We start from the raw sequence: 21,714 nt of genomic DNA on the forward strand, positions 1-21,714 counted from the left end.
ACAGAGAGTCTTCGCGCCGGGTTCGCATCAGGCAATCAGAAGGTCTTGTTCAGCGACAGCACCACCTGGCTGCGGCCGATGTTCTTGCCGCGGATGGTGTAGCCGGCGTCGGCGGCATTGGTGTCGGTGTAGGCCAGGCCCAGCAGGTAGCCGTAGAAGTCGCGGGTCAGGCCGAGCTTCCAGTCGGTGTAGGACAGCGCCGAGGCGTTCGGGCCGGTGTAGCGCTGGCGGCCGATGTGGGCGATGCCGTTGATGCCGGCGAACAGTTCATGGTTGACCGACAGGTCGGCGTAGCTGCTGCCGCTGGTGCCGGCGTTGCCGAAGGTATTGCCGGTGCTGTAGGAGTACTTGAAGGCGATCCATTTGGCGTCCAGGCCGGCGTAGATTTCATTGGTGTCCGGCTTGGTCATGCCGGCCGGGTAGCTGCCGGGATAGGCGTAGTGCAGCACGCCGACGTCGGCATTGAGCCAATCGGTGAGCGCCGGTTTCCAGCCGGCGTAGAGGTCGGCTTCCAGGCTGGCCGAGGCGGCGGAATTGGTGTCGGAGATCCAGCTGACGTTGGACATCCACAGGCCGGCGTACAGGCCGTTGTCGTGGGTCAGGTCGAAGCCGCCTTGCAGCGCCGGCTTGCGATTGGTCTGGGTGGTGCCGCGAAAGACGTACTGGCTGACTACGCCGAGGTTGCCGGTCAGGTGCAACGGCGATGCGTCGGCGCCCGGCGCGGCCTCTTGCGCCTGCGCCGGGGCGATCACGGCGATCGCCAGCAGCACCCCGGCGGCGGCCAGCGTGGCCAGCCCGGCCAGTTGCGCGTTGCGCAGGCGACGACGGCCCAGCGGCGGGTGTTGCACAAAGCGTGCGTTCTGTTCTTGTTCTGTCTTGCGGTTCATGCTGAAAGCTCCACGGGTTGAGGAGCCTGCAGCTTAGGTTTGTCCGCGTTTAATCCGGATAAAACTTTGGCGCGGCGGCGTTAACGCCCCGTAAAAAATCGGACCGGTTGTTTACGCCGGAGGGCTCCACTTCGGCGCGCGTTTCTCAAGAAAGGCGTCGATGCCTTCCATCGCGTCGGCCTCCATGATGTTGCGCGCCATGACCTCGGCCGCGTAGTCGTAGGCCTCCGGCAGCGCCATCTGCTTCTGGCGGTAGACCATGGCCTTGCCGTAGCGGATCGCGGCCGGGCTCTTGGCGACGATCTGTGCGGCAAGCGCGGCCACGGCGGCATCGAGTTCCTCTTCTTCCACGGCCTGGTTGATCAGGCCCCAGTCGGCTGCGGTGCGGGCGTCGATGAACTTGCCGGTCACCAGCATCTCGAAGGCTCGCTTGATCGGCACGTTGCGCGTCAGCGCCACCGAGGGCGTGGCGCAGAACAGGCCGACGTTGATGCCCGAGACCGCGAAGCGTGCCGCGTGCGAGGCCACCGCCAGGTCGCAGCTGCCCACCAGCTGGCAGCCGGCGGCAGTGGCGATGCCGTGCACGCGCGCGATCACCGGCACCGGCAGCGCCTGGATGGCCTGCATCACGCGGCTGCAGCGGCCAAACAGTTCCTGGTAATAGGCCAGCTCGGGCGTGGCGCGCATCTCGCGCAGGTCATGGCCGGCGCAGAAGGCGCGGCCGTTGGCGGCCAGCACTACGCAGCGCACCTCGGGATCGGTTGCCAGCCGGTCGAGCTGGGTTTGCAGCGCCTCCAGCATCGCTTCGGACAGGGCATTGAACTGCTGCGGGCGGTTCAGCGTCAGCGTGGCGACGCCTCGCTCGTCATGGCGCAGCAGGATGGCTTGGGATGCGTCTTGGGATGCGCTCATCGCCGGTCTCCGTGGTGTAGGTATGCGGCGATGGTAGCGCGAGGGCGAGGCGGCGTGCTTGCATTTATTTCATGCGGGTCCAGCGCGCGTGGTTGTCTTCCAGCCATTGCGCGGCTGCAGCGCGGTTGTCGTCGTCGTCGGGGTGGAAGGTGGGGCGCAGGTAGGCCATCAGTGCTCGCGCGCACAGCCGCAGTTGTCCCGTGCGGCCGAACCAGAACGCCAGCGCCGAACCCCAGGTGGAGCGGCGCAGCAGGCTGCCGTCGCGCTTGAGGTTGAGCAGGGTCTGCACATTGCTCTCCAGCGAGAAGATGCAGAACACGTAGCAGTACCAGGCGATGCGCCGCAGCGCGCCGCCGCCCATGGCGCGATATAGCTCGAAGGCCACCGCCTTGTGTTCGGTTTCCTCGGCGGCGTGCCAGCGCCACAGCGTTTGCATTTGCTCCTCGGCGCCCTGCATCAGGTCATGGCGCAGCAGGGTATCGGCGAAGACGGCGGTGAGATGTTCGTAAGCGGCGGTCACTGCCACCACGTTGCGCGGTGACAGGCCGAAGCGCCTGCTCCAGTTCACGCGTCGCTGTGCCCAGCCTTGCCAGCGGTTGCGCAGGTTGTGCGTTTCCAGATGCCGGTTGTACAGGCTGTGCAGGTGACGGTGCGTGGCTTCCTGGCCGACGAACTGGGCCACCATCGCCTGCAGCGGCGCATGGCGCTCATCCTGCGGCAATGTGGCGGCGCCGGCGCGCACCGAGTCGATGAAGAATTGCTCACCCACCGGGAAGCTCATCGACAGCGCGTTGAAGTACATGCTGCGATAGGCGTCGCCGCCATGCCAATGGCGGCTGAATCCCGAGGCGAGGTCGACGGCGAGCTTGCGTATCGGCAGGTCGATGATGGCGAAGTTCATGTGTGTGGCTCAGGCAGGTTCTTGTTGCGGCGATCGAATATGAGCATTATTCAGTTTTGGCGAAAACGCCACAACTCGTTTAGGGCTCAGTTTTTCATCATGGCGCTTGCACCCAGGAAAAAAACGCCGCCGGCCGCGCAGGCCATGCGCAAGCAGCCGGTGCAGGATCGCGCGCAGCGCACCATCGAGACCATTTTCGACGCCACCGCTCAGATCGTCGACGAGCAGGGCGAGGCCCAGCTTACTACCAACAAGATCGCCGAGCGCGCCGGTTTTTCCATCGGCACCTTGTACCAGTACTTCCCGACCAAGGAGGCGATCCTGCTGGCGCTGATCCACCGCGGGCGACGCAAGGTGATGGACGAGATGCAGGCGGCGTTGGCGAAGGCGGTGGCGCAAGGCGCGACGCCTGAGGAAATCATCCGCCAGCGCATCCGCATGCTGATCGAATCGTTCGGCGCGGGCGGCGCATTCAAGCGCTCGATGATCCGGCTGGCCTGGCGCATGGATCATCACGAGAACATCATGCAGGCCATGCGCGAGGGCGCCGAGAACATCGCCATCGCGCTGGCGCAGGTGGAGTCACCCGGGCTGCGCGCGCCGGATGCGGCGGGCGTGTTCGTGCTGACGCGGGCGGTGATGGGCGTGATCCGCAGCGCGTCACTGGAAGAGTCACCCTTGCTGGGCACGCGGCGCTTCGAGGACGAACTGGTGCGCCTGGCCTGGGGCATGTTGCGCCAGGATGGCTGTGCAGGTGCAGCATGAGGCCGGCCTGCACGCGGCGGGCCGGGCGGCATAACGCGGATTAGCCGAGAAAATCCGTCCCTGCTTCAGGCGGCACGATCCCCGCGCAGCGCCAATAATCCGCTGGTAAGCCTGCCCCGCAAAGCGGGGCGAGAAGAGCGCCGGCAACGGCATCTTCCGATACCGCGCAGTCATCGAAGACGCTCCGCCAAGAGTGCTGCCGTGCGGTCCAGCCTTCTGTTGCGCAGGCAACGCGAGGGAGGGGGACGGGATTGGCGAAGTAATGAGCGGTTTCTTTGAGCAGGGCCGGCGCGGTGTGCTGCACGGCCTGTCGGCCGGTGCATGCGTGGGATTGCTGCCGCATCTGCCGATGGCGCAGGCGGGCGTGTCGGTGCGCATCGGCATACAAAAAGCGATGTCGCCGCTGAATGTGATGCATGACCGCGGCATCCTGGAAGCGAACGGGATCGCGGCGCAATGGCGCTGGTACGCCGCCGGCCCGCAGGTGATGGCGGGGTTCAAGAACGGTGAAGTGGATTTCACCATGGTCAGCGAATGCCCGGCGGTATTCGCGCAGGCCAATGCCACGCCCTTCGTCTATGTGGCTTACCAGCAGCCCAACCCTGAGGCGGTTGGTATCCTGGTGCAAAAATTTTCCAGGGTCCACGACGTTCCCGACCTGCTCGGAAAAGAAGATCGCATTGGTGTTCGGCTCCAACGTCCACTGGCTGATCGTGGCCTTGCTCAAGAAGTGGCGCATGCGCCTGAGCGACGTCACCCTGGTCAATATGACGCCGGTCGAGGCCTATGCCGCATTCAGGCGCGGCGACGTGGACGCCTGGGGCATGTGGGACCCGTGGTTCGCCCAGGCTGAATCCCAGCTGACCTCGCGCCTGCTGGCGCCGAGCCGGGGCGTCATCAACAACTACTACTTCCTGATGGCCACGCGCGTTTTTGCGCAAAAGCATGCCGCCGTCATCCGGCTCATCATCGACGAGTTCAACAAAAACGGTGCGTGGATCAAGAACAATCCCGATCAGGTGGCCACGCATTTTTCGCCCTACCTGGGCGTGTCGCGCAAGGCGATGGTGACCACCGTGCTGCGCAGCAGCCCGACGTTTTATCCGATCAGCGCACAGGCGCTGGAGAATCAGCAGCAGATCGCCGATAGCCTGTTCGAGCGCGGGGTCATCCCGCACCGCCTGAACATCAATGACTGGATGCTGAGATAGCCCCGCGACGTTGCGGTGCGGCCGGGGGCGATGCGCCACGGCGGCGCGCGGCCGGATCTTGCACCAGCAGGTGTCATGTGCTGCTCCAATTTGGTTTGAAAAAATAATAAATCTGAAAAATCAGTTTTTACGGCAAAAAGTGCTGTCGGCCCCGTTGCTGCACAGGAAATACGGCAGCACTATTTGCCGCCCCTTCTCTACCATTGAGGTCGTTTTGGATGCGCCGCAGCATGCGTCTGTCGGGCTCGATGCCGGTCTTTATCTTGGTCCGACCTTAGCTCGACCCTGCGCCTGCGACGCTCCGTGTTCAACCCTTGGAGCCCCAGATGTCGATCGCCAACGCGGCCAGCCGCGCCACCCCCAAACCAGCCTCGGCGCAGAAACCCTTGAGCCGCCTGTTCCTGGTCTGCGTGGTGGTGGCCATTTGCATCTGGGGCGGCAACTGGCCGGTGATGAAGTTCGGCAGCCAGTACATTCCGCCGCTGTGGTTCGCGGCCAGCCGCTTCCTGTCGGCTGCCATCCTGAGCTTCATCATTGCGTTCGCCATCGGCAAGCTGCGCCTGCCCACCCGCGCCGAGTGGCCCATCGTGATCGGCGTGGGCGTGCTGCAGATGGGTTTGTTCACGGCGCTGGTGACCGGCGCGCTGCACTTCGTGATGCCGGGGCGCGCCTCGCTGATCGCCTACGCCACCTCGATCTGGGTGGTGCCCGGCGCGGCGCTGGTGCTGAAGCAGAAGCTGAGCCCCCAGCAGTCGCTGGCCACCGTGTGCAGTTATGCAGGCATGGCCGTGATCGTGCTGCCGGCGCTGATCCACGCCGACCTGCACAGCATGATCGGCTACCTGATGCTGGGTGTCGCCTCGCTCTCGTGGGCCATGAATATCCTGCAGATCAAGCTCACGCCCTCTGTAAAGCTGGATTTCGACCTGCTGCCCTGGCAGACCCTGGTGGCCGCCGTGCCGCTGTGCCTGTTGGCGTTCATCGTCGACGGCGCGCCGCTGTTCCTGGCGCAGAGCCATTCCTGGTATGTGATTGCCTATACCGGCCCGCTGGCCACCGCGCTGACCTTCCTGATCGTGCTGCAAATGACCCAGCGCCTGTCGCCGGTGACGGTGTCGGTGTGCATGCTGGGCGTGCCGGTGGTGGGCCTGACGCTGTCTTCGCTGGTGTTCGGCGAGACGCTCTCGGCCGACCTGCTGCTGGGCATGGGCCTGCTGTGCCTGGGCCTGGTGCTGCCAGCCCTGCCTGCCCTGGGCATGCGCCGCCTGGCGGCCAAGGGCTGAGCGGTTTTTTCTTCTCGCCCGCGCACTTTCTTCTTCCTCCTTCACTGCGTCGCCTTTGCGCGAGATGCGTTTCACCCGCATCTCGCCCAGCGCCTTCGCCGCTGCACAATTTGAGTGAGGCCTTGCGCCAATATCCCGCTTGCGCACCGAGTCGGTAAGGTTTCAGGCGGACTCCAACTGTTCTTGACGTACTCGCTACCGTTGATGGATGCGGCCGGCGATGACAAGCTAATGCAGCATCCGAGCCTCGTCGCCCATGACCGGCACACGCGACCGCGCCATCGCCGCCGTGGCCTGGAGCGATGCGCACGTGCCCGCCGCGAGTGGACTTCCTGAGATATCCCCGATCTAAGCGCTCCTGTTTCCGATGCACGGTCACGGAATTCCTCGGGACGACATTGATACTTTCCCCGCCGCAATAAATCATCCGGCCACTGGCACCGAAATTGCTTGCCTCGAAAGTCCTTTTGTAGATTGTGTATTGGATATTGTATATTCTTTGTCGACGTCATACACTGGCGACCAGCTTAGATGCTCAATATCAAAATTCAAGGAGATAGCAATGACGAGTCAGTATGGGGATGTCGCTGCGCCCGGGGGCGAGGCGAAAGCAGCAGGAGCCGGCAGCGAATTAAAGCGCGTCGTCGCGGCGTCCATGGTGGGGTCGGTCGCCGAATGGTACGAGTTCTTCCTTTATGGGACGGCGTCGGCGCTGGTCTTCGGCACCCACTTCTTTAAAAAGACGGGCAATCCTATCGACGGATTGCTCGCGGCCTTCGCCTTGTATGCCGTGGGCTTTGCCGCACGTCCGATCGGGGGATTGGTGTTCGGCTACTACGGCGACAAGTTCGGTCGCAAGCATCTGTTGCAGATCAGCCTCGTGGTGGTCGGCATCACCACCTTCCTGATGGGATGCTTGCCCACCTTCGATGCCATCGGTTACTGGGCGCCCGGTTTGCTGGTGACGCTGCGCCTGATCCAGGGTTTTGCCTTCGGCGGAGAATGGGGCGGGGCCATCCTCCTGGTGAGCGAGCACAGCCCGGATAACCGTCGAGGCTATTGGGCAAGTTGGCCGCAAGCCGGCGTTCCGCTGGGCAACCTGGTGGCGACCCTGATCCTGCTGGCACTCTCCAGCACGCTGTCGGAAGCGGACTTCCTGGGTTGGGGCTGGCGCGTCGCTTTCTGGTTCTCGGCGGTGGTGGTTCTGATCGGCTTCTGGATTCGCCGCAAGGTTGACGATGCTCCCATCTTCAAGGAAGCGCAGGCGCGTCGCGAACAGAAGAAAGAAAAGCAGCTGGGCGTGACCCATGTGCTGAAGTACCACTGGCGCCAGGTGATCATCGGCATCGGCGCCCGCTTCGCGGAGAACATCCTGTACTACATGGTGGTCACGTTCTCCCTGACGTACCTGAAGCTGGTAGTGGGCGCGGATACCACGCGCATCCTGAAGTTGATGTTCGCGGCGAACCTGATTCACTTCTTCTTCATTCCCCTGATGGGATTGATGTCGGACATCATCGGCCGCAAGCCGGTCTATCTCACCGGCGCGGTGCTGACCGCAGGCTGGGGTTTCGTGGCCTTCCCGATGATGGACACGGGTAACGACTGGATCATCATGGCGGCCATCGTGCTGGGCTTGTTCATCGAATCGATGACCTACTCACCGTACTCGGCGCTGATGACCGAGATGTTCCCGACCAACGTGCGATACACCGCGCTGTCGCTGTGCTACCAGGTGGCGCCGCTGATGGCCGGTTCGCTGGCGCCGCTCATCGGCTTGTCGCTGCTTGAGCGCTATCACTCGTCGACGCCCATTGCCATCTACCTGGTGGTCGCAGCGCTCATTTCGATTGTCTGCGTCAGCCTGGCCAAGGAAACACGCGGGAAATCCCTGCGGGATGTGGACGCCGAAGCCAGCCGCCGCGTGAAGCACTAAACGCTTCGTCTTTGACGCGGCGTGAAGCCACCCCGGTTGGGGTGGCTTTTCTTTATAGCGCAGCGCTGCTGCCGCTGCCCTCTTAAAAGGAACTCTGGTGAGCAACGGAACCGTACAGCTGTCTCTCGCTGAAGTCTTTCAACTGAGCGTGGACACGCTGACTTGCCATGGATTGGCCCTGGCGCATGCCGAATCGATCGCGCGGGTGATCACCGCCGGCCAGCGCGACGAATGCCATTCTCACGGTCTATATCGCCTGATCAGCTGCGTCGACGCCATGAGGCGGGGAAAGGTGGCGCTCGATGCGGTCCCCGAGGTGGAGGAGGTTTCGCCTGCCATCACCCGGGTGGACGCCAAGTTCGGCTTCTCGCAGCTGGCCTTCGACCGCGGTGTCGGCAGCCTGATCAACAAGGCGCAGGTGATCGGCATTGCCGCCCTGGCGGTCAACAACTGCTATCACTTCTCCGCGCTGTGGCCTGAGGTCGAGCGCATTGCCGGCGCGGGACTGGTCGGCCTGGCGATGACGCCCAGCCATAGCTGGGTGGCGCCTGCCGGCGGCACGAAGCCGGTCTACGGGACCAATCCGATCGCCTTTGCGTGGCCGCGGCCGGGGAGACATCCTTATGTATTCGACTTTGCCACCAGCGCGACCGCGCGCGGTGAGATCGAGCTGCATCGCCGTGCGGGCAAGAAGATTCCGCCGGGCTGGGCGCTTGATGCCCAAGGTAACCCCACTGAAGATGCAGAAGCGGCGCTCGCCGGCACCATGCTGACCTTCGGCGGCCACAAGGGCTCGGCCCTGTCGGCCATGATTGAACTCATGGGCGGGGCGTTGATCGGGGACATGCTGAGCGCCGACTCCTACCGGTTTGACGACGGCGCGAAGGTCACGCCATGTCATGGTGAGCTGCTGCTGGCATTCAGTCCGCAGCTGTTAGGCGGCGTCGGCGCGGCCGCGGGCGCCGACAGGGCCGAGGCGATGTTCGGGAGCATCGGCGCGCAAGGTGCGCGCTTGCCTTCGCAACGCCGTTTCGAGGCGCGAGAACGGAGCGAAGCGCATGGCGTTGTCGTCCCGGCGGCGCTTTACGCAGACATCCTGGCGCTCAGTGCACGCTGAGCCGGTCAGCAAGAGGGAATCGCCGTCGGCAAAGGCATGTCGCGCCTGGGGTTTCTGCTAACATTGTAGAAAATATGCAATATCCACTGTCAACTCAACAACGTTGACAGGTCTTTCAGCTAACGCCCGACTATGAACGAAAAACGTCCCGCTCTTGGATTCGCAACGCGCGCCGAGGCTGCCGCAAATGAATTGCGCCGTCGCATTCTTACCGGGGAATATGAAGAGGGCTATCAGCTGCGGCAGGAGTCGCTCGCAACGGAGATGGGCATCAGCCGCATTCCTTTCCGAGAGGCGCTGCTGCAACTGGAAAGCGAGGGACTGGTCAAGATCCTGCCGCACAAGGGCGCCGTGGTGTCCGAGCTGTCGCCGGAAGACATCACCGAGCTCTTTGAACTGCGTGCGCTGCTGGAGCCTGTCCTGCTGAAGAAGTCCATCCCCCGGTTGACGGAAGATGACTTTGCGAAGCTGGATGCCATCCTGGCCGAGTACAGCGTGGTCCTCCACGCCAGCCAGGAAGGGCGCTGGGGCGAGCTGAACACGGAGCTGCACCAGCTGCTGCTGTCCCGCGCCGAGCAACCGAAGACGTCGGCCATCGTGGCCTCGCTGTTGCAGCATACCGACCGCTACACCCGCATGCAGCTTTCTCTGTCCGAGGCGGCACGCGACGTTGCAGAATCCGAGCACGGCGAGCTCGTGGCACTGTGCCGCAAGGGCGACACCCGCGGCGCCGCCGCTTTGCTCAAGCGCCACATCGAGCACGCCTGCGATGAATTGAAGGCCTTCCTGCGCGAGCGCCGCCAGCCGCGCTGACGTCTTGTCCGGCCTGCCCGGGCCTGATCATTCTCCACACCACATACGCCTTATCCCTGCGGCAGCCAAACGCATTTGGCTGCCGCAGGGATTTGCGCGCCCGGCTGCGGCCTATCTGCGTTGCGCGGTAAGGCCGCGCCGCATGACAGTTTTCGACTGATTTCCACCTTCTTTGGGTCGCGATGCCCGCAAAGCCGCTTCTGCCCGGTTTCATTATTTTATATTGTATATTCTATCCAATTTGGATAGAATCGATTCGTCGACGCCAACGGCTCGTCAACGCTAGAAAGCGCTCCTGAAAACGGGGCCGACAAACGCGAACTTCAGCCGGGCCGCGCCTGGCTGGCGATAACCCTTCCTGCGGTATTTGCGGCCTCGGCCGCGCGCCGTGGAACTATCCAATTTGATTGAACGAGGAAACGAAATGAGCGACAGCATCTTTACCGGCACCATCCCCGCCTTGATGACCCCTTGCACGGCTGACCGTCAGCCGGACTTCGACGCGCTGGTAAAGAAGGGCCGGGAGCTGGTGGCGCTCGGCATGCGCGCGGTGGTGTATTGCGGTTCGATGGGCGACTGGCCGCTGCTGACCGAAGCGCAGCGCCAGGAAGGCGTCGCGCGCCTGGTGGCCGCCGGCGTGCCGACCATCGTCGGCACCGGCGCCGTGAACTCCCGGGAAGCCGTGTCCCACGCCGCTCATGCGGCAAAGGTCGGCGCCCACGGCCTGATGGTCATTCCGCGCGTGTTGTCGCGCGGCGCCTCCGTGGCGGCGCAGAAGGCGCACTTCGCCGCGATCCTGAAGGCCGCCCCGAATCTGCCGGCCGTGATTTACAACAGCCCGTACTACGGTTTCGCCACGCGCGCCGACCTGTTCTTCGCGCTGCGCGCCCAGTTCCCGAACCTGATCGGCTTCAAGGAGTTCGGCGGTGCGGCAGACATGCGCTATGCCGCGGAAAACATTACCTCGCAAGATGACGACGTGATCCTGATGGCGGGTGTGGATACCCAGGTGTTCCACGGCTTCGTCAATTGCGGCGCCGCCGGCGCCATCACCGGCATCGGCAATGCTCTGCCGCGCGAAGTGCTGCAACTGGTCGACCTGTGCAGCAAGGCCGCCAAGGGCGACGCCGTTGCCCGGGCCCGCGCCAAGGAGCTGGAAGCCGCGCTGGCGGTGCTGTCTTCCTTCGACGAAGGCTGCGATCTGGTGCTGTTCTACAAGTACCTGATGGTGCTGAACGGCGACAAGGAATACTCGCTGCACTTCAACGAAACCGACGTGCTGAGCGACGCCCAGCGCGGTTACGCCGAGACCCAGTACACGCTGTTCCGCAACTGGTACGCAAACTGGAGCAAGTCCTTCAGCTGATGCGCGGCAGCACCGCATCTTGTTGATGCCAGGTAGTGTTGAGCGAAGCGGCCTGTATCCGGGCCGCTTCGTTTTTTTTCATTCGACGCAAGGCGCAATGGCGTACGCGAAAGGGCACGCCTGCGGCCATCTGACTCCGGCGGGCAGGCTGTGCGGCCGGTGCGGCCTGAAAGGGAGGGCGATGAAGCGCCGATGCGCTCAGCTCAGCGGCTGGCTGTCTTTCAGTCGCTGCTGGTAGGCGGCCTCGTCAGCCTTTTGCTGTTCGTCGGTGGGGGCTGCGCGCTGCTGGAGCTGGGCGCGCATCTTGTCGCGCACGAGCCGCAAGGCGTCCACGTCAAGCAGGGAGAACTTCTTGCCGAGCTTGTCCTTTTCCCGATTCAACTGAGCCTGGGCTCGCCTCTCGACAGGACCTTGATCCGGCACCCCGGCCAGCGCCTGATCGATCTGTGCGATAGCATCGAGATCGGGCAGGGGTAGCGCGGCTTCCTTGCTTGTCGATACGGCAAGTGCGACGCCTTGCGCCGAGAGCTTGACCACGCTCGACGCTGCCGGATTTGCGCGCGGCTGCGCAGCGGCGGGTGCGGCGTCGGCCGGCGCGCTTGCCGCTGCCGGGCCTGAGCCGCCCGTGGTCGGAGAGTAAGCCGTGATGGGCATGAGTCTTGTGCTGTGGTCGTCGATGGCGGGATGGCGGGCGCTGTTCCTACTACGGCGCGCGCGGGCAGAACTTGATGATTATCTTCATGCGCAGATGCAACTTTCCTCACTTGCGGACGCCTTACTCACATCGTGGGCGAAAGTATAATGCGCATGACAATTGCCACTTTCGCAAAATAATTCCAAGGCCACCACCATCCCCATGAGCGACCATCAGCCGAGAGATCATCAGACTGTGCAACCGAACGACGACAGGGCAGGGAAGACCAACCGCATTCCGTTGCTGCGCACGGGCATTGCCGGTTTCGACGAGATCCTGGGCGGCGGCCTTCCCGCGGGCAGCCTGTACCTGATCCAAGGCCTGGCCGGCAGCGGCAAGACCACGCTGGCATGCCAGATCGGTTTCCTGCAGGCGCGTGCGGGCAAGAATGTGATGTTGCTGACGCTGATCGCCGAGTCGCACGCCAAGATGCTCAATCACGTGAGCAATTTCGACTTCTTCGAAGATCAGCTGCTGGGCAGCCAGATGCAGATGCTGAGCGGCTATGCCAGCCTCGCCAGTGAGGGACTGCGCGGCCTGTTGAAGCTGATCACTGCGGAGCTGAACCGCCATCGCCCGAGCATGCTGATCATCGACGGTTTCCGCTCGGTGCGCGATTCCGGGCCGTCCGACCTGAACCTGTCGGAGTTCATGCATTCGCTGAACTCGCTGGTGTTCACCATGAATTGCACCACGCTGCTGCTGTCGCCGGTGGAGGGCAACATGCCTGAGTCGGAGAACACGCTGGTCGATGGCGTCATCGAGCTGAGCCAGTACGAGCAGGGCATGCAGCTGGTGCGTGAGATCAAGGTGTTCAAGGTGCGCGGCGCCGACCATCTGCTGGGCAAGCACGTGTTCGAGATCAACCGCAGCGGGCTGGAAATCTTCCCGCGCTTCGAGGCCATCGCCAGCCGCTTCGGCAAGGTGCCGGGCACGTCTGATCGCTATGTCAGCGTCGGTATTCCGTCCTGGGACAAGTGCATCGGCGGCGGCGTGGTGAGCGGCTCCATCACCTGCCTGCTGGGCAGCCCCGGCGTGGGCAAGACCCTGATGGGTCTGCATTTCATCGAGCAAGGCCTGAAGGATGGGCAACAATGCCTGATCGTGGGCTTCTATGAATCGCCCGAGCGCTTGCTGGCCAAGGCGCGCAAGGCCGGCATGCAGCTCGACGGCCACATGGACAGCGGCGCGCTGGAGATGATCTGGCAACTGCCGCTGGAAATGCTGTGCGACGACCTCGCCAAGCGCATGCTGGACAACATCGCCCGCCGCGGCGTGACGCGCCTGCTGATCGACGGCGTCGACGGCCTGCGCAGCATTGTGGTGCAGTCGCAGCGCGTGCGGCCGTTCCTAGTGGCGCTGACCAACGATTTGCGCGCGCGCGGCGTGACCACCTTCATCACCGAGCAGTTGCCGTACTTCCGCGAATCGCGCCCGCAGGTCGATCCCAGTTCGTCGCAGCTGTATGAAAACGTGATGCTGCTGGAGTACATCGCCCAGCATGAAATCAACCGCCGCCAGATTTCGGTGATGAAACTGCGCGAGAACGGTTACGACGGCGCCAACCGGCTGATGAATATTTCCGACGCCGGCATCGAGATCGACGGCCTGGCCATTTCCACCGGGCGCTCGGTGTTGGACGGACGCTGAACATGTCCATCGTTCCAGCCTCTCCGACCACGGTGTTGCCCGTGATCATGATCGTCGACGACGAGGTCGACATCACGGACACCTATGCCATGCTGTTCGAGCTGCACGGCTTTGCCGTGGTGGTCGCCAGCCATGGCGCCGACGGTCTGGCCAAGGCGACGCTGGCCTTGCCCGACTTGGTGATTTCGGATTGCATGATGCCGGTGATGAACGGCCTGGAGTTCTGCGCCGCGCTGCGCAAGTTGCCGGGCGGCGAGACCTTGCCGGTGATCCTGTGCAGCGGCGCGCCGGAGCTGCACGACCTGTCCCTGTCCAGCCACAACCTGTTCCTGCGCAAGCCGGTCTTTTTCGAGCGCTTGCTGGACGAGGTGCAGCGCCTGCTGCCCAAATCTTCCTGAGTTTTACTTTCCCCGTATTTCCTTTTGCCGGCCTGCCTTTGTGCGCGGGCCGCGGCGGCTGTGCGCGCGCCGTTCCCGATTTCGCCTGATCAGGCGTCGGCCCGGCCCGGGCAATAGTAGCCCTGCCAGCGGTAGCGGCTCTGCTTCTTGCGCTCCTGTTCCCCACTGCGTTCCTTGCGCCGCCGCGCGATGCCTGCGCCTGCACGCGAGGCCGGCACCGCGCATGGGTGCAGCGGGAAGGGCAGGCAGGTGGAGAAGTGCAGCGCGACGCTGCCGGGTTTGGCTGTGTTCATGAATTCCTCAAGGTGGCGTGCCGCCGGCGCTGTGCGGCGAGCGAAGCACATGGTGGGGCACGCGCCCTGTCGCGCGCCATCGGCGCAGCGAGCATGCGCGTGTAGGAAGCCGCTGTCGTCGCTGTCGGCGCAACACGCGCCCGGCAGGTGTGGCAAAAGCGCACCACGGCGCAAGGGCCGGCCGGCGGCGGCTCCCGACGCTGCAGGGGCTGTTCCGGGGCGTCATCGCGCTTGCGTCGATACATTTTGTTGTTAATATTGAAATGTTGTCTTTTTTATCAGGAATTTCCTGATACCGCGAATCGCGGCGAAACATCACTATCGCTCACATGGAATACCGCCAGGCCTACGCGGGCGGGGATGAGGAAGAGGGAAGGAGAGCAGTGATGGGGGGAGTCAGCAAAACGGTGCTGGTGGTGGAGGACCATCAGGATTCGCGCGAAATGTTGTGCGAAATCCTGGAAAACAGCGGCCTGTCTGTCATCGCCGCGGCCAACGGCATCGAGGCCATCGAACGCATGCAGTCGCAGGTGCCCAATGTGGTGCTGACCGACATGAGCATGCCGCAGATGGATGGCATCGAACTGGCGCGTTACATCAAGTCGCACGATCGCTACGGGCACATCCCGGTTGCATTGATCAGCGCCAATCTGCCGTCAGCCAGCGCTTATTTTCCGGAAATTTCGGCCTTCTTGCTCAAACCGTGTTCTGTTGACCATCTGCTGACCACGGTTGAGCACTTGTTGCGCTGAACAGAGGCGGCATCGAGTTTTTCAGGGGTGAAATATCTGCGAGTTTTTATGATTTTATCGACAGATATTTTCTGTATAACGTTGTGATTATGGAAAGCATCTCCGCGCCCGTGGGGTGGGCCCGGATGCGCATCCGAGAGGGTGCGGCGGCGATGCTCCTGCAGTCATAAAAACAGGTTCGTCCGGATCGCGAAAGTAATGAAAGTATTGATCGTTGAAAGCGAGATCGACTGGCGCAACATGCTCGCAGGCCATGTCGGAGATTTGGGCTACGAAGCGTCCAGCTGCTCGGCGTTGACGGAAGCGCTCGAGATACTGAAGGGTCGCCAGCCGGATATCCTGATTGCCGACGCCGGCCTGCCCGACGCCAGCCTGCTGCCTGAGCTGGCTTCCATTCGCCAGCACTTCCCGTCGATGGGCATCGTTGTGCTGACCGCCACCACCCGCATCGAAGACCGCGTGCGCAGCATGAGCGACGGCGCCGATTATCACCTGGTCAAGCCGGTCAGGCTGGAAGAAGTCTCCGCCACGCTGACTGCGCTGGCGCGCCGCATGAAGACCGCGCCGCACGCCAGCTCGCCGCAATCCGAAAAGTGGAGCTTCAACCGCAAGTCGGGCCGGCTCTCCAGCAACGGCAGCGTGGCTCTGCAGTTCACCGACAAGGAAAGCACCGCGCTGGCCGCATTGTTGCAAAGCCCCAATTATCCAGTCTCGCACAGCCAGCTGTTCGACCTGCTCAAGTCAGGCGCCGAAGAGTACGACGCCCACCGCATCGACGCGCTGATCTATCGCGTACGGCAGAAATTGCGCTCGCTGGAAGACGCGCCGATGCAGATCCGCAACATCTATGGCGAAGGTTTCCTGATGTTGCGCCGGAGCACCACGGTCGACATCGTGCTCGATGCCTGAACCGGCCGACTCGCAAAAGCCTGCGCTGCGACATCGCATGCCTGGCACAGCCTGATTCGGCATTAAAACGAGCCGGATTCCCGCTGATGGGAATCCGGCTCGTTGCATATCAGGCTTGCTGCTCGCCTTGTTGTCTCTGCTGCGCCGCAGCTGAAAGCCTTGCCAGGCTTTGTCCGCATGCAATATGCGTCGCATGCTGCAGGAGCGCACAAAAGCGGCAAGAAATGCTGCGCCGCGAAAGTTTTTCCGCTTTCGGGTATCATGTCTGCAGTTTCTCCGCTGAATCGAAGAACTTCGCTTCTCGTTTCCCGCTGAATCTGTCCTTCGCAAGCAAGCCGCTTGCGATCCACCCGCTTAAAAAGAGCCGAAGCCGGTTGCCGGCCCACAGCGTCCACCCGTTGCGATTCTTCGCCGCGGCCGGCGCGGGGACGGTTTTTCCGCTTTGTTGACATTGTGTGAACCATGACCACTTCCGCTGAATTCACCGGGGCGCTCAACGAGTCCCAGCATCGCCCCCTCACTTCGTCCGATTACAAGACGCTCAGCCTGTCCGCCCTGGGCGGCACGCTGGAGTTCTACGACTTCGTCATCTACGTGTTCTTCGCGGCGGTGGTCGGCAAGCTATTCTTCCCGGCCGACATGCCGGAATGGCTGCGCATGCTGCAGACCTTCGGCATCTTCGCCGCCGGTTACCTGGCGCGCCCGGTGGGCGGCATCATCATCGCCCACTACGGCGACATCATCGGCCGCAAGCGCATGTTCACGCTGTCCATCTTCCTGATGGCCGTGCCTACGCTGGTGATCGGCCTGCTGCCGACCTACGCTTCCATCGGCGTGGCCGCGCCCATCCTGCTGTTGCTGATGCGCACGCTGCAGGGCGCGGCGATCGGCGGCGAAATGCCGGGCGCCTGGGTGTTCGTGGCCGAACACGTGCCGGCCAATCGCTACTCCTTCGGCGTCGGCTCGCTGACGGCCGGCATCACCGGCGGCATCCTGCTGGGTTCGCTGATGGGCATCTTCATCAACAGCGTGTTCGAACCCGCCGAAGTCACCGGCTTCGCCTGGCGCATTCCCTTCATCCTGGGCGGCGTGTTCGGCCTGGTGTCGGTCTATCTGCGTCGCTACCTGGAAGAAACCCCGGTGTTTCGCGAGCTGGCCGCGCGCCGCGCGCAAGCCAATGAGCTGCCTCTCAAGACCGTGCTGCGCGAACACCGAGGCGCCAGCGTGCTGACCGCCGGCATGACCTGGTGCCTGTCGGGCGCCATCGTGGTGGTGATCCTGATGACGCCGTCCTACCTGCAGACCGTGTATCACCTGCCGGCCAAGCTGGTGATGCAGGCCAACTGCGCCGCCACCCTGATGCTGACCATCGGCTGCCTCACCATCGGCTGGCTGTGCGACCGCATCGGCACCCGCGCGTCGATGATCATCGGCTGGGGCGGCCTGGGCCTGTCGACCTATTGGTTCTACAACCAGCTGCCCGGCTCGCCGGAGTCGCTGGTGTGGGGCTACGCGCTGGTGGGCCTGTTCGTGGGCAGCATCTCGCTGACCCCGATCGTCTCGACCCGCGCCTTCCCGCCGCCGGTGCGCTTCACCGGACTATCCTTCGCCTACAACATGGCCTATGCCGTGTTCGGCGGCCTGACCCCGGTGCTGATCTCGCTGTGGATCAAGGCCGACGTCAAGGGCCCGGCGCACTACGTGATCGCACTGTCCATCCTGGGCGTGCTGCTGGCTTTCGTTCCGATGAGCAGCAAGGGCTACCAGGCCAAGGGCTGAGCGATCCTCGGTCGGTGCTGATCCAGCACTGATTTCAGCTCAGTTTCAGGCAACGCCCGGAGACCGCAATGCGGCTCCGGGCGTTGTGCTTTTCTGCGGCCGGCTCGCGTACAATGCCGTCCAATTCCAGTGACCTGTTCACCCACCCGCTGCGCCACCGACGCCGCCATGCCGCCCGCCATCCTCCTTCCGTCTTTCCGGACGCCGCAATCATCATTGCCGCGTCGCTTGCGCCATCGTCTTTTCCTGTTCGCCTCCATGTTGCTGGCCATGCTGATGCTGGCGGCCTGCTCGCGCGAACCGGCTCCACGCGCGGCCTTGTCGCAGGATGTCTACGTCTGGCAGCGCCAGTGGACGCCCGCGCTGCGCGCCGCGCTCACCGCCTCCGACCCGCAGGTCGCGCGCTGGCATGTGCTGGCGGCCGAGCTGGGCGTCTCCGGCCGCTGGATCGACGTCGCGCCCGACGCCGCCTTGCTGGCCGGCACCGGCAAGCCGCTGCTGATGACAGTGCGCATCAACGGCCAGCTGGCGCGCTTCGACGCCGCCGCCATCGAGACCCACATCCTGGCGCAGGTCGAGGCCTGGCGTCGCAGCGGCATCGCGCCGGCCGCGCTGGAGATCGACTACGACTGTCCCACCGCCCGGCTGCCTGAATACACCGCCTTCCTCGCGCGCCTGAAGCCAAAGTTGGGGGCCACCGCGCTGACCGTCACCGCCTTGCCCACCTGGCTGGAAAGCCCGCGCCTGGACGGCCTGCTGGCCGCCGCCGATGAAGCCACCCTGCAGGCTCACGCCGTGCTCGATCCGCGCCAGGGTTTGTTCGACCCCGAACGCGCGCGAGTCTGGATGGAGCAATTCGCCAAGCGCACCCGCCAGCCCTGGCACGTGGCCTTGCCGGCCTACGGCTCGCGCGTGGTGTGGGACGGCAATGGCGGCATCGCCGCCGTCGAGAGCGAACGACCGACCTTGGCCGGAGGCGTGGCCAGCGAGCTGGTGGCGCAGCCGCGCCAGCTGGCGCGCTTCGTGGCCGGCATCGAACGCAGCCAGCCACCCGGCCTGGTCGGCATCGCCTGGTTCCGCGTGCCCACCGGCGACGATCGCCGCGCCTGGAGCCTGTCGACCTGGCTGGCCGTGCTGGAGCGTCGCCAGCTGCAGGAGAAACTGGAAGTGCGCTTCGCCGACGCCGGCGCCGGCCAGGCCGACGGCTCGCTGCGCGAGGTCGTGCTGGACAACGCAGGCGCCGCCGATGCACCACTGCCGACACGCATCCGCATCGAGACCGGCTGTGCCGGCGACAGCGGCGGCGACGGCATCAACGGCTACACCATGGAGAGCGACGCCCGCGGCCGCTACCTGCGCCTGACCCAGGCCGGCATGCTGCGCGCCGGCACGCGTCGCCACGTCGGCTGGCTGCGCTGCCAGGGCACCGCCGGCGACGCTACCCTGCAAATAGGATCATGAGCATGCGCACCTCCGCCAAAGCCCGCAAGATCGCCGCCGCCCTGGGCGGTTTTGCCGTCGCCGGGGCCGCCGTCGTGGTGGCCTGCGGCCCCGATTTTCCGCTGCAGCTGTTGGACAACCGCGCCGGCACGCTGATGAACACGCCGGCCAATTCCTTCGCCTGGGAAGCCGCGCACTTGCTGGTTCCGGCAGACCAGTTGCAGGCCGATGAAGGCAGCATGTACGAAGGCCAGCCCGAGGACGCCCCCGGCTCCCTGCGCATGCGCGAGAAGGGGGCGCTGGATGCGGCCGGCTTCGCCAGGCTCAAGGCCATGCGCGGCCAAAGCGATGGCGACGCCGCCTACGCCGCCGGCGATGGCCTGCCGCCGGCGATCCGCCTTTACACAGCGGCCGCCCAGGATTACCGCGCCGCGCGCGCGGACGGCCAGACGCAATCGGCAAGCCTGTACCGGCGCGCGCAGCAGCGCTTCGAGCAAGTGCTGGCGCTGCCGCAAGCGCAGGCCGCCGAGCGCGCCGTGTGGGCCGCCTACATGTTGGGGCAGATCCACGCCACCCAGGTCGGCGTCGCCGGCATGGACGCGCACGCCCTGCGTCGCCAGGCCATCGATCGCTACCGGCAGGCGCGCAAGCTCGCCGTCGACGGCGCTCCCGATCCGCTGGGACTGGCCGTGGCTAGCTACGGCGAAGAAGCACGACTGCATCTGGTGACCGACGGCCGGTCCTGCGGCTGGAGTGATTTCGAAAACGACCAGGAATGCGCCGCAGCGATCTCCCCCGGCGAGCTCAAGCAAGCCATCCGCCTGTACGCAGAGCAGGCCGTGCGCGGCTCGGCCAACGCCATCGCCTCGCTTTCCAGCATTGCCTACTGGGCGCTGAAGGACGCCGACCGCAGCGCGCCGCTGCTGGACGACGCGCCCGCGCAAAGACTGCTGGTCGCCTACGCGCTGGCGCGCATGGGCGACATCGTCGACGACAGCGACCAGAGCGTCTACGCCTATGACGCCAGCAGCGGCGCCGGCGCCAGCAGCTTCTCCGGCTATGCCGACGCCGCGCGCGGACCGTCTGACGCCGGCAGCAAGATCAAGCCCAACCCGGTGCTGGTCAGCCTGGTCGATGCGCTCAGGCGGCGCGGCATGGAGAACATCGCCGGCGCCGACCGCATTGCCGCGCTGGCCTACCGTACCGGGCGCTACGAGCTGGCGCAGGCGTTGGCCCAGCGGCAGGACAGCGCGCTGGCCTGGTGGGTGCGCGCCAAGCTGGCCCTGCGCGCCGGCGACAGCGCGGGCGCGGCGCAGGCCTATGCGCGTGCACTGCAAGGCTTCCCCAGGAACGACGGCAGCCTGGACCCGGCCAACGTCACCCTGCTGATGGGCGCGCAAGGGGTGCTGACGCTGTCGCGCGGGCAGTACGTGGAGGCGCTGGACCAGTTCACGCAGGCCGCGCGGCAAGCGGTGCGCAGCGATGGCGGGGCCACCTATTCGATCTCCTTCATCAGCTACATCAACGACATGGCCTACGTGGCCGAGCGCGTGCTGACCGTTGACGAACTCAAGCATTACGTCGACACCCACGCGAGCGCCTCGCCCATGCCCGCGCCGGACGCGGTCATCCGCGCGGCGCGCAAGGACACGGGAAACATATCGCTGACCTACGCGGCGCAGAGCCTGTCGCCGGTCACGGTGGACGACCGCCTGCGCCAGCTGCTGGCGCGCCGCCTGGTACGCGAGGGGAGAGTGGAAGAAGCCTTGCCGTACTTCCCCGACGAGCGTGACGAACGCTTCGTGACCAGCACCTACGACCAGAATGGCAAGGAAGTCCGCGTCTCCTGGCGCGTGCGCGCCAAGGCCCGCGAATACGGCCAGGCGCTGGATCGCGCGCGGCACGCCTGGCGCGCGACGACGCGCGCCCAGGGCTGGTATCGCGCAGCGCAGATCGCGCGTCTGCAGGGGATGGAAATCATGGGCTACGAACAGGCGCCGGATTACGGCACCTATGACGGCAACTACGAATACGGTGCCGGCCCGGCCCGCTACGAGTTGAGCTACACCGTCGCCGCCACCGGCAAGTCGCGTCCGGCCACCCCGCAGGCGCGGGCCCTGGCCGACCTGCCCGGCCCCTACGTCACCGACGAGGAGCGCAAGCGCTACGCCGACAGCGAAGCCAGGCCCTACAAGCGCTTTCACTATCGCGACATCGCCGCCGACTACATCATGAAGGCGGCCGACGACTTGCCGCCGCGTTCGCAAGCCTTCGCCGCGGCGTTGTGCCAGGGCGTCAACTTCGTGTTCTATGACGCGCAAAGCGCGAGCCGGCTCTACCGTCGTTACGTCAAGGAGGGCGCGGCCGTGCCGTTCGCGGCAGACTTCGGCCAGAACTGCGTCGAACCGGACTTCGCCGCCGCCGCCCGCTTCCCCTATGGGCAGGCCTGGCGCGCCGCGCGCAGCTGGGTGGCGTCGCACCGCAGCGCATCGGCCGCCGTATTGCTGGCGGCGGTGCTGGGTTCGACCGTCGGCGTGACGGCATTCGCCCGGCAACGTCGTCGCAAGACACCAGCCGGGTAACGACAGGAAAGTTGAACAGCAGGGAA

Annotated in this window: 21 protein-coding genes; 15 read left to right on the forward strand and 6 right to left on the reverse strand. The window is 64.7% G+C overall.

The features are described 5' to 3' along the window. Positions 1-35: 35 nt before the first annotated feature. The 3 genes from J8I26_RS05235 to J8I26_RS05245 form a co-directional block, all read right to left on the reverse strand. On the reverse strand, positions 36-887 hold the full coding sequence (locus tag J8I26_RS05235; protein ID WP_209604874.1) for a TorF family putative porin: 852 nt from the start codon (positions 885-887) through the stop codon (positions 36-38). 111 nt (positions 888-998) lie between these two features. After that, positions 999-1,799 (reverse strand): enoyl-CoA hydratase, encoded by an 801-nt coding sequence (locus J8I26_RS05240; RefSeq protein ID WP_209604875.1) that lies wholly within the window; start codon positions 1,797-1,799, stop codon positions 999-1,001. Between the two features lie 64 nt (positions 1,800-1,863). Next, complete coding sequence (locus tag J8I26_RS05245; RefSeq protein WP_209604876.1) at positions 1,864-2,700, reverse strand: metal-dependent hydrolase; 837 nt, start codon at positions 2,698-2,700, stop codon at positions 1,864-1,866. 99 nt (positions 2,701-2,799) lie between these two features. Here J8I26_RS05245 and J8I26_RS05250 point away from each other — a divergent pair, with 99 nt between their 5' ends. Next, positions 2,800-3,465, forward strand: a complete 666-nt coding sequence (locus J8I26_RS05250) for a TetR/AcrR family transcriptional regulator (protein WP_245200141.1) — start codon at positions 2,800-2,802, stop codon at positions 3,463-3,465. 40 nt (positions 3,466-3,505) lie between these two features. On the opposite strand, the gene J8I26_RS05255 is transcribed toward J8I26_RS05250, so the two are convergent. After that, positions 3,506-4,162, reverse strand: coding sequence for a hypothetical protein (locus tag J8I26_RS05255; protein ID WP_209604877.1), 657 nt, complete (start codon positions 4,160-4,162; stop codon positions 3,506-3,508). On the opposite strand from J8I26_RS05255, the gene J8I26_RS05260 reads away from it, so the two are divergent. The 6 genes from J8I26_RS05260 (at position 4,149) to J8I26_RS05285 (ending at position 11,191) form a co-directional block, all read left to right on the forward strand. After that, positions 4,149-4,676, forward strand: coding sequence for an ABC transporter substrate-binding protein (locus tag J8I26_RS05260; protein WP_209604878.1), 528 nt, complete (start codon positions 4,149-4,151; stop codon positions 4,674-4,676). The two genes, J8I26_RS05255 and J8I26_RS05260, sit on opposite strands and share 14 nt — an antisense overlap. 326 nt (positions 4,677-5,002) lie before the next feature. Further along, a complete protein-coding gene (locus J8I26_RS05265) occupies positions 5,003-5,959 on the forward strand; it encodes a DMT family transporter (protein WP_209604879.1) in 957 nt (318 codons plus the stop codon). Positions 5,960-6,521: 562 nt separating this feature from the next. Beyond that, positions 6,522-7,895 (forward strand): fosfomycin efflux MFS transporter AbaF, encoded by a 1,374-nt coding sequence (gene abaF / locus J8I26_RS05270; protein ID WP_280868386.1) that lies wholly within the window; start codon positions 6,522-6,524, stop codon positions 7,893-7,895. A 94-nt stretch (positions 7,896-7,989) separates the two neighbouring features. Then, on the forward strand, positions 7,990-9,012 hold the full coding sequence (locus J8I26_RS05275) for an Ldh family oxidoreductase (protein ID WP_209605781.1): 1,023 nt from the start codon (positions 7,990-7,992) through the stop codon (positions 9,010-9,012). A 132-nt stretch (positions 9,013-9,144) separates the two neighbouring features. Further along, a complete protein-coding gene (locus tag J8I26_RS05280; RefSeq protein WP_209604880.1) occupies positions 9,145-9,825 on the forward strand; it encodes a GntR family transcriptional regulator in 681 nt (226 codons plus the stop codon). Positions 9,826-10,249: 424 nt separating this feature from the next. Continuing rightward, a complete protein-coding gene (locus J8I26_RS05285; RefSeq protein WP_209604882.1) occupies positions 10,250-11,191 on the forward strand; it encodes a dihydrodipicolinate synthase family protein in 942 nt (313 codons plus the stop codon). 198 nt (positions 11,192-11,389) lie between these two features. Here J8I26_RS05285 and J8I26_RS05290 read toward each other — a convergent pair whose 3' ends face one another. Then, complete coding sequence (locus tag J8I26_RS05290; RefSeq protein ID WP_209604884.1) at positions 11,390-11,845, reverse strand: hypothetical protein; 456 nt, start codon at positions 11,843-11,845, stop codon at positions 11,390-11,392. A 202-nt stretch (positions 11,846-12,047) separates the two neighbouring features. Here J8I26_RS05290 and J8I26_RS05295 point away from each other — a divergent pair, with 202 nt between their 5' ends. Then, positions 12,048-13,535 (forward strand): ATPase domain-containing protein, encoded by a 1,488-nt coding sequence (locus J8I26_RS05295; RefSeq protein WP_209605783.1) that lies wholly within the window; start codon positions 12,048-12,050, stop codon positions 13,533-13,535. Between the two features lie 2 nt (positions 13,536-13,537). Next, entirely contained in the window at positions 13,538-13,933 is a 396-nt protein-coding gene (locus tag J8I26_RS05300) for a response regulator (protein WP_209604886.1), read from the forward strand. Positions 13,934-14,022: 89 nt separating this feature from the next. Here J8I26_RS05300 and J8I26_RS05305 read toward each other — a convergent pair whose 3' ends face one another. Continuing rightward, positions 14,023-14,226 carry a hypothetical protein gene (locus J8I26_RS05305; protein WP_209604888.1) on the reverse strand — a complete coding sequence of 68 codons (204 nt, stop codon included), beginning with the start codon at positions 14,224-14,226 and terminating at the stop codon, positions 14,023-14,025. A 329-nt stretch (positions 14,227-14,555) separates the two neighbouring features. Here J8I26_RS05305 and J8I26_RS05310 point away from each other — a divergent pair, with 329 nt between their 5' ends. The 6 genes from J8I26_RS05310 (at position 14,556) to J8I26_RS05335 (ending at position 21,688) form a co-directional block, all read left to right on the forward strand. After that, a complete protein-coding gene (locus tag J8I26_RS05310; RefSeq protein ID WP_245200142.1) occupies positions 14,556-14,978 on the forward strand; it encodes a response regulator in 423 nt (140 codons plus the stop codon). A 198-nt stretch (positions 14,979-15,176) separates the two neighbouring features. Then, positions 15,177-15,887: a response regulator transcription factor gene (locus J8I26_RS05315; protein WP_209604889.1), complete on the forward strand. Its 711-nt coding sequence runs from the start codon at positions 15,177-15,179 to the stop codon at positions 15,885-15,887. A 224-nt stretch (positions 15,888-16,111) separates the two neighbouring features. Next, complete coding sequence (locus J8I26_RS05320) at positions 16,112-16,336, forward strand: hypothetical protein (protein ID WP_209604891.1); 225 nt, start codon at positions 16,112-16,114, stop codon at positions 16,334-16,336. A 13-nt stretch (positions 16,337-16,349) separates the two neighbouring features. Continuing rightward, entirely contained in the window at positions 16,350-17,666 is a 1,317-nt protein-coding gene (locus tag J8I26_RS05325; protein ID WP_209604893.1) for an MFS transporter, read from the forward strand. A 228-nt stretch (positions 17,667-17,894) separates the two neighbouring features. Further along, positions 17,895-19,127, forward strand: coding sequence for a DUF3142 domain-containing protein (locus tag J8I26_RS05330; RefSeq protein ID WP_245200143.1), 1,233 nt, complete (start codon positions 17,895-17,897; stop codon positions 19,125-19,127). 2 nt (positions 19,128-19,129) lie between these two features. Beyond that, the gene (locus J8I26_RS05335) at positions 19,130-21,688 is read left to right on the forward strand and encodes a hypothetical protein (protein WP_245200144.1); all 2,559 of its coding nucleotides are present in this window, start codon (positions 19,130-19,132) and stop codon (positions 21,686-21,688) included. Positions 21,689-21,714 lie beyond the last annotated feature (26 nt).

Source organism: Herbaspirillum sp. LeCh32-8, from assembly GCF_017814915.1.
Classification (GTDB): Bacteria; Pseudomonadota; Gammaproteobacteria; order Burkholderiales; family Burkholderiaceae_D; genus Herbaspirillum.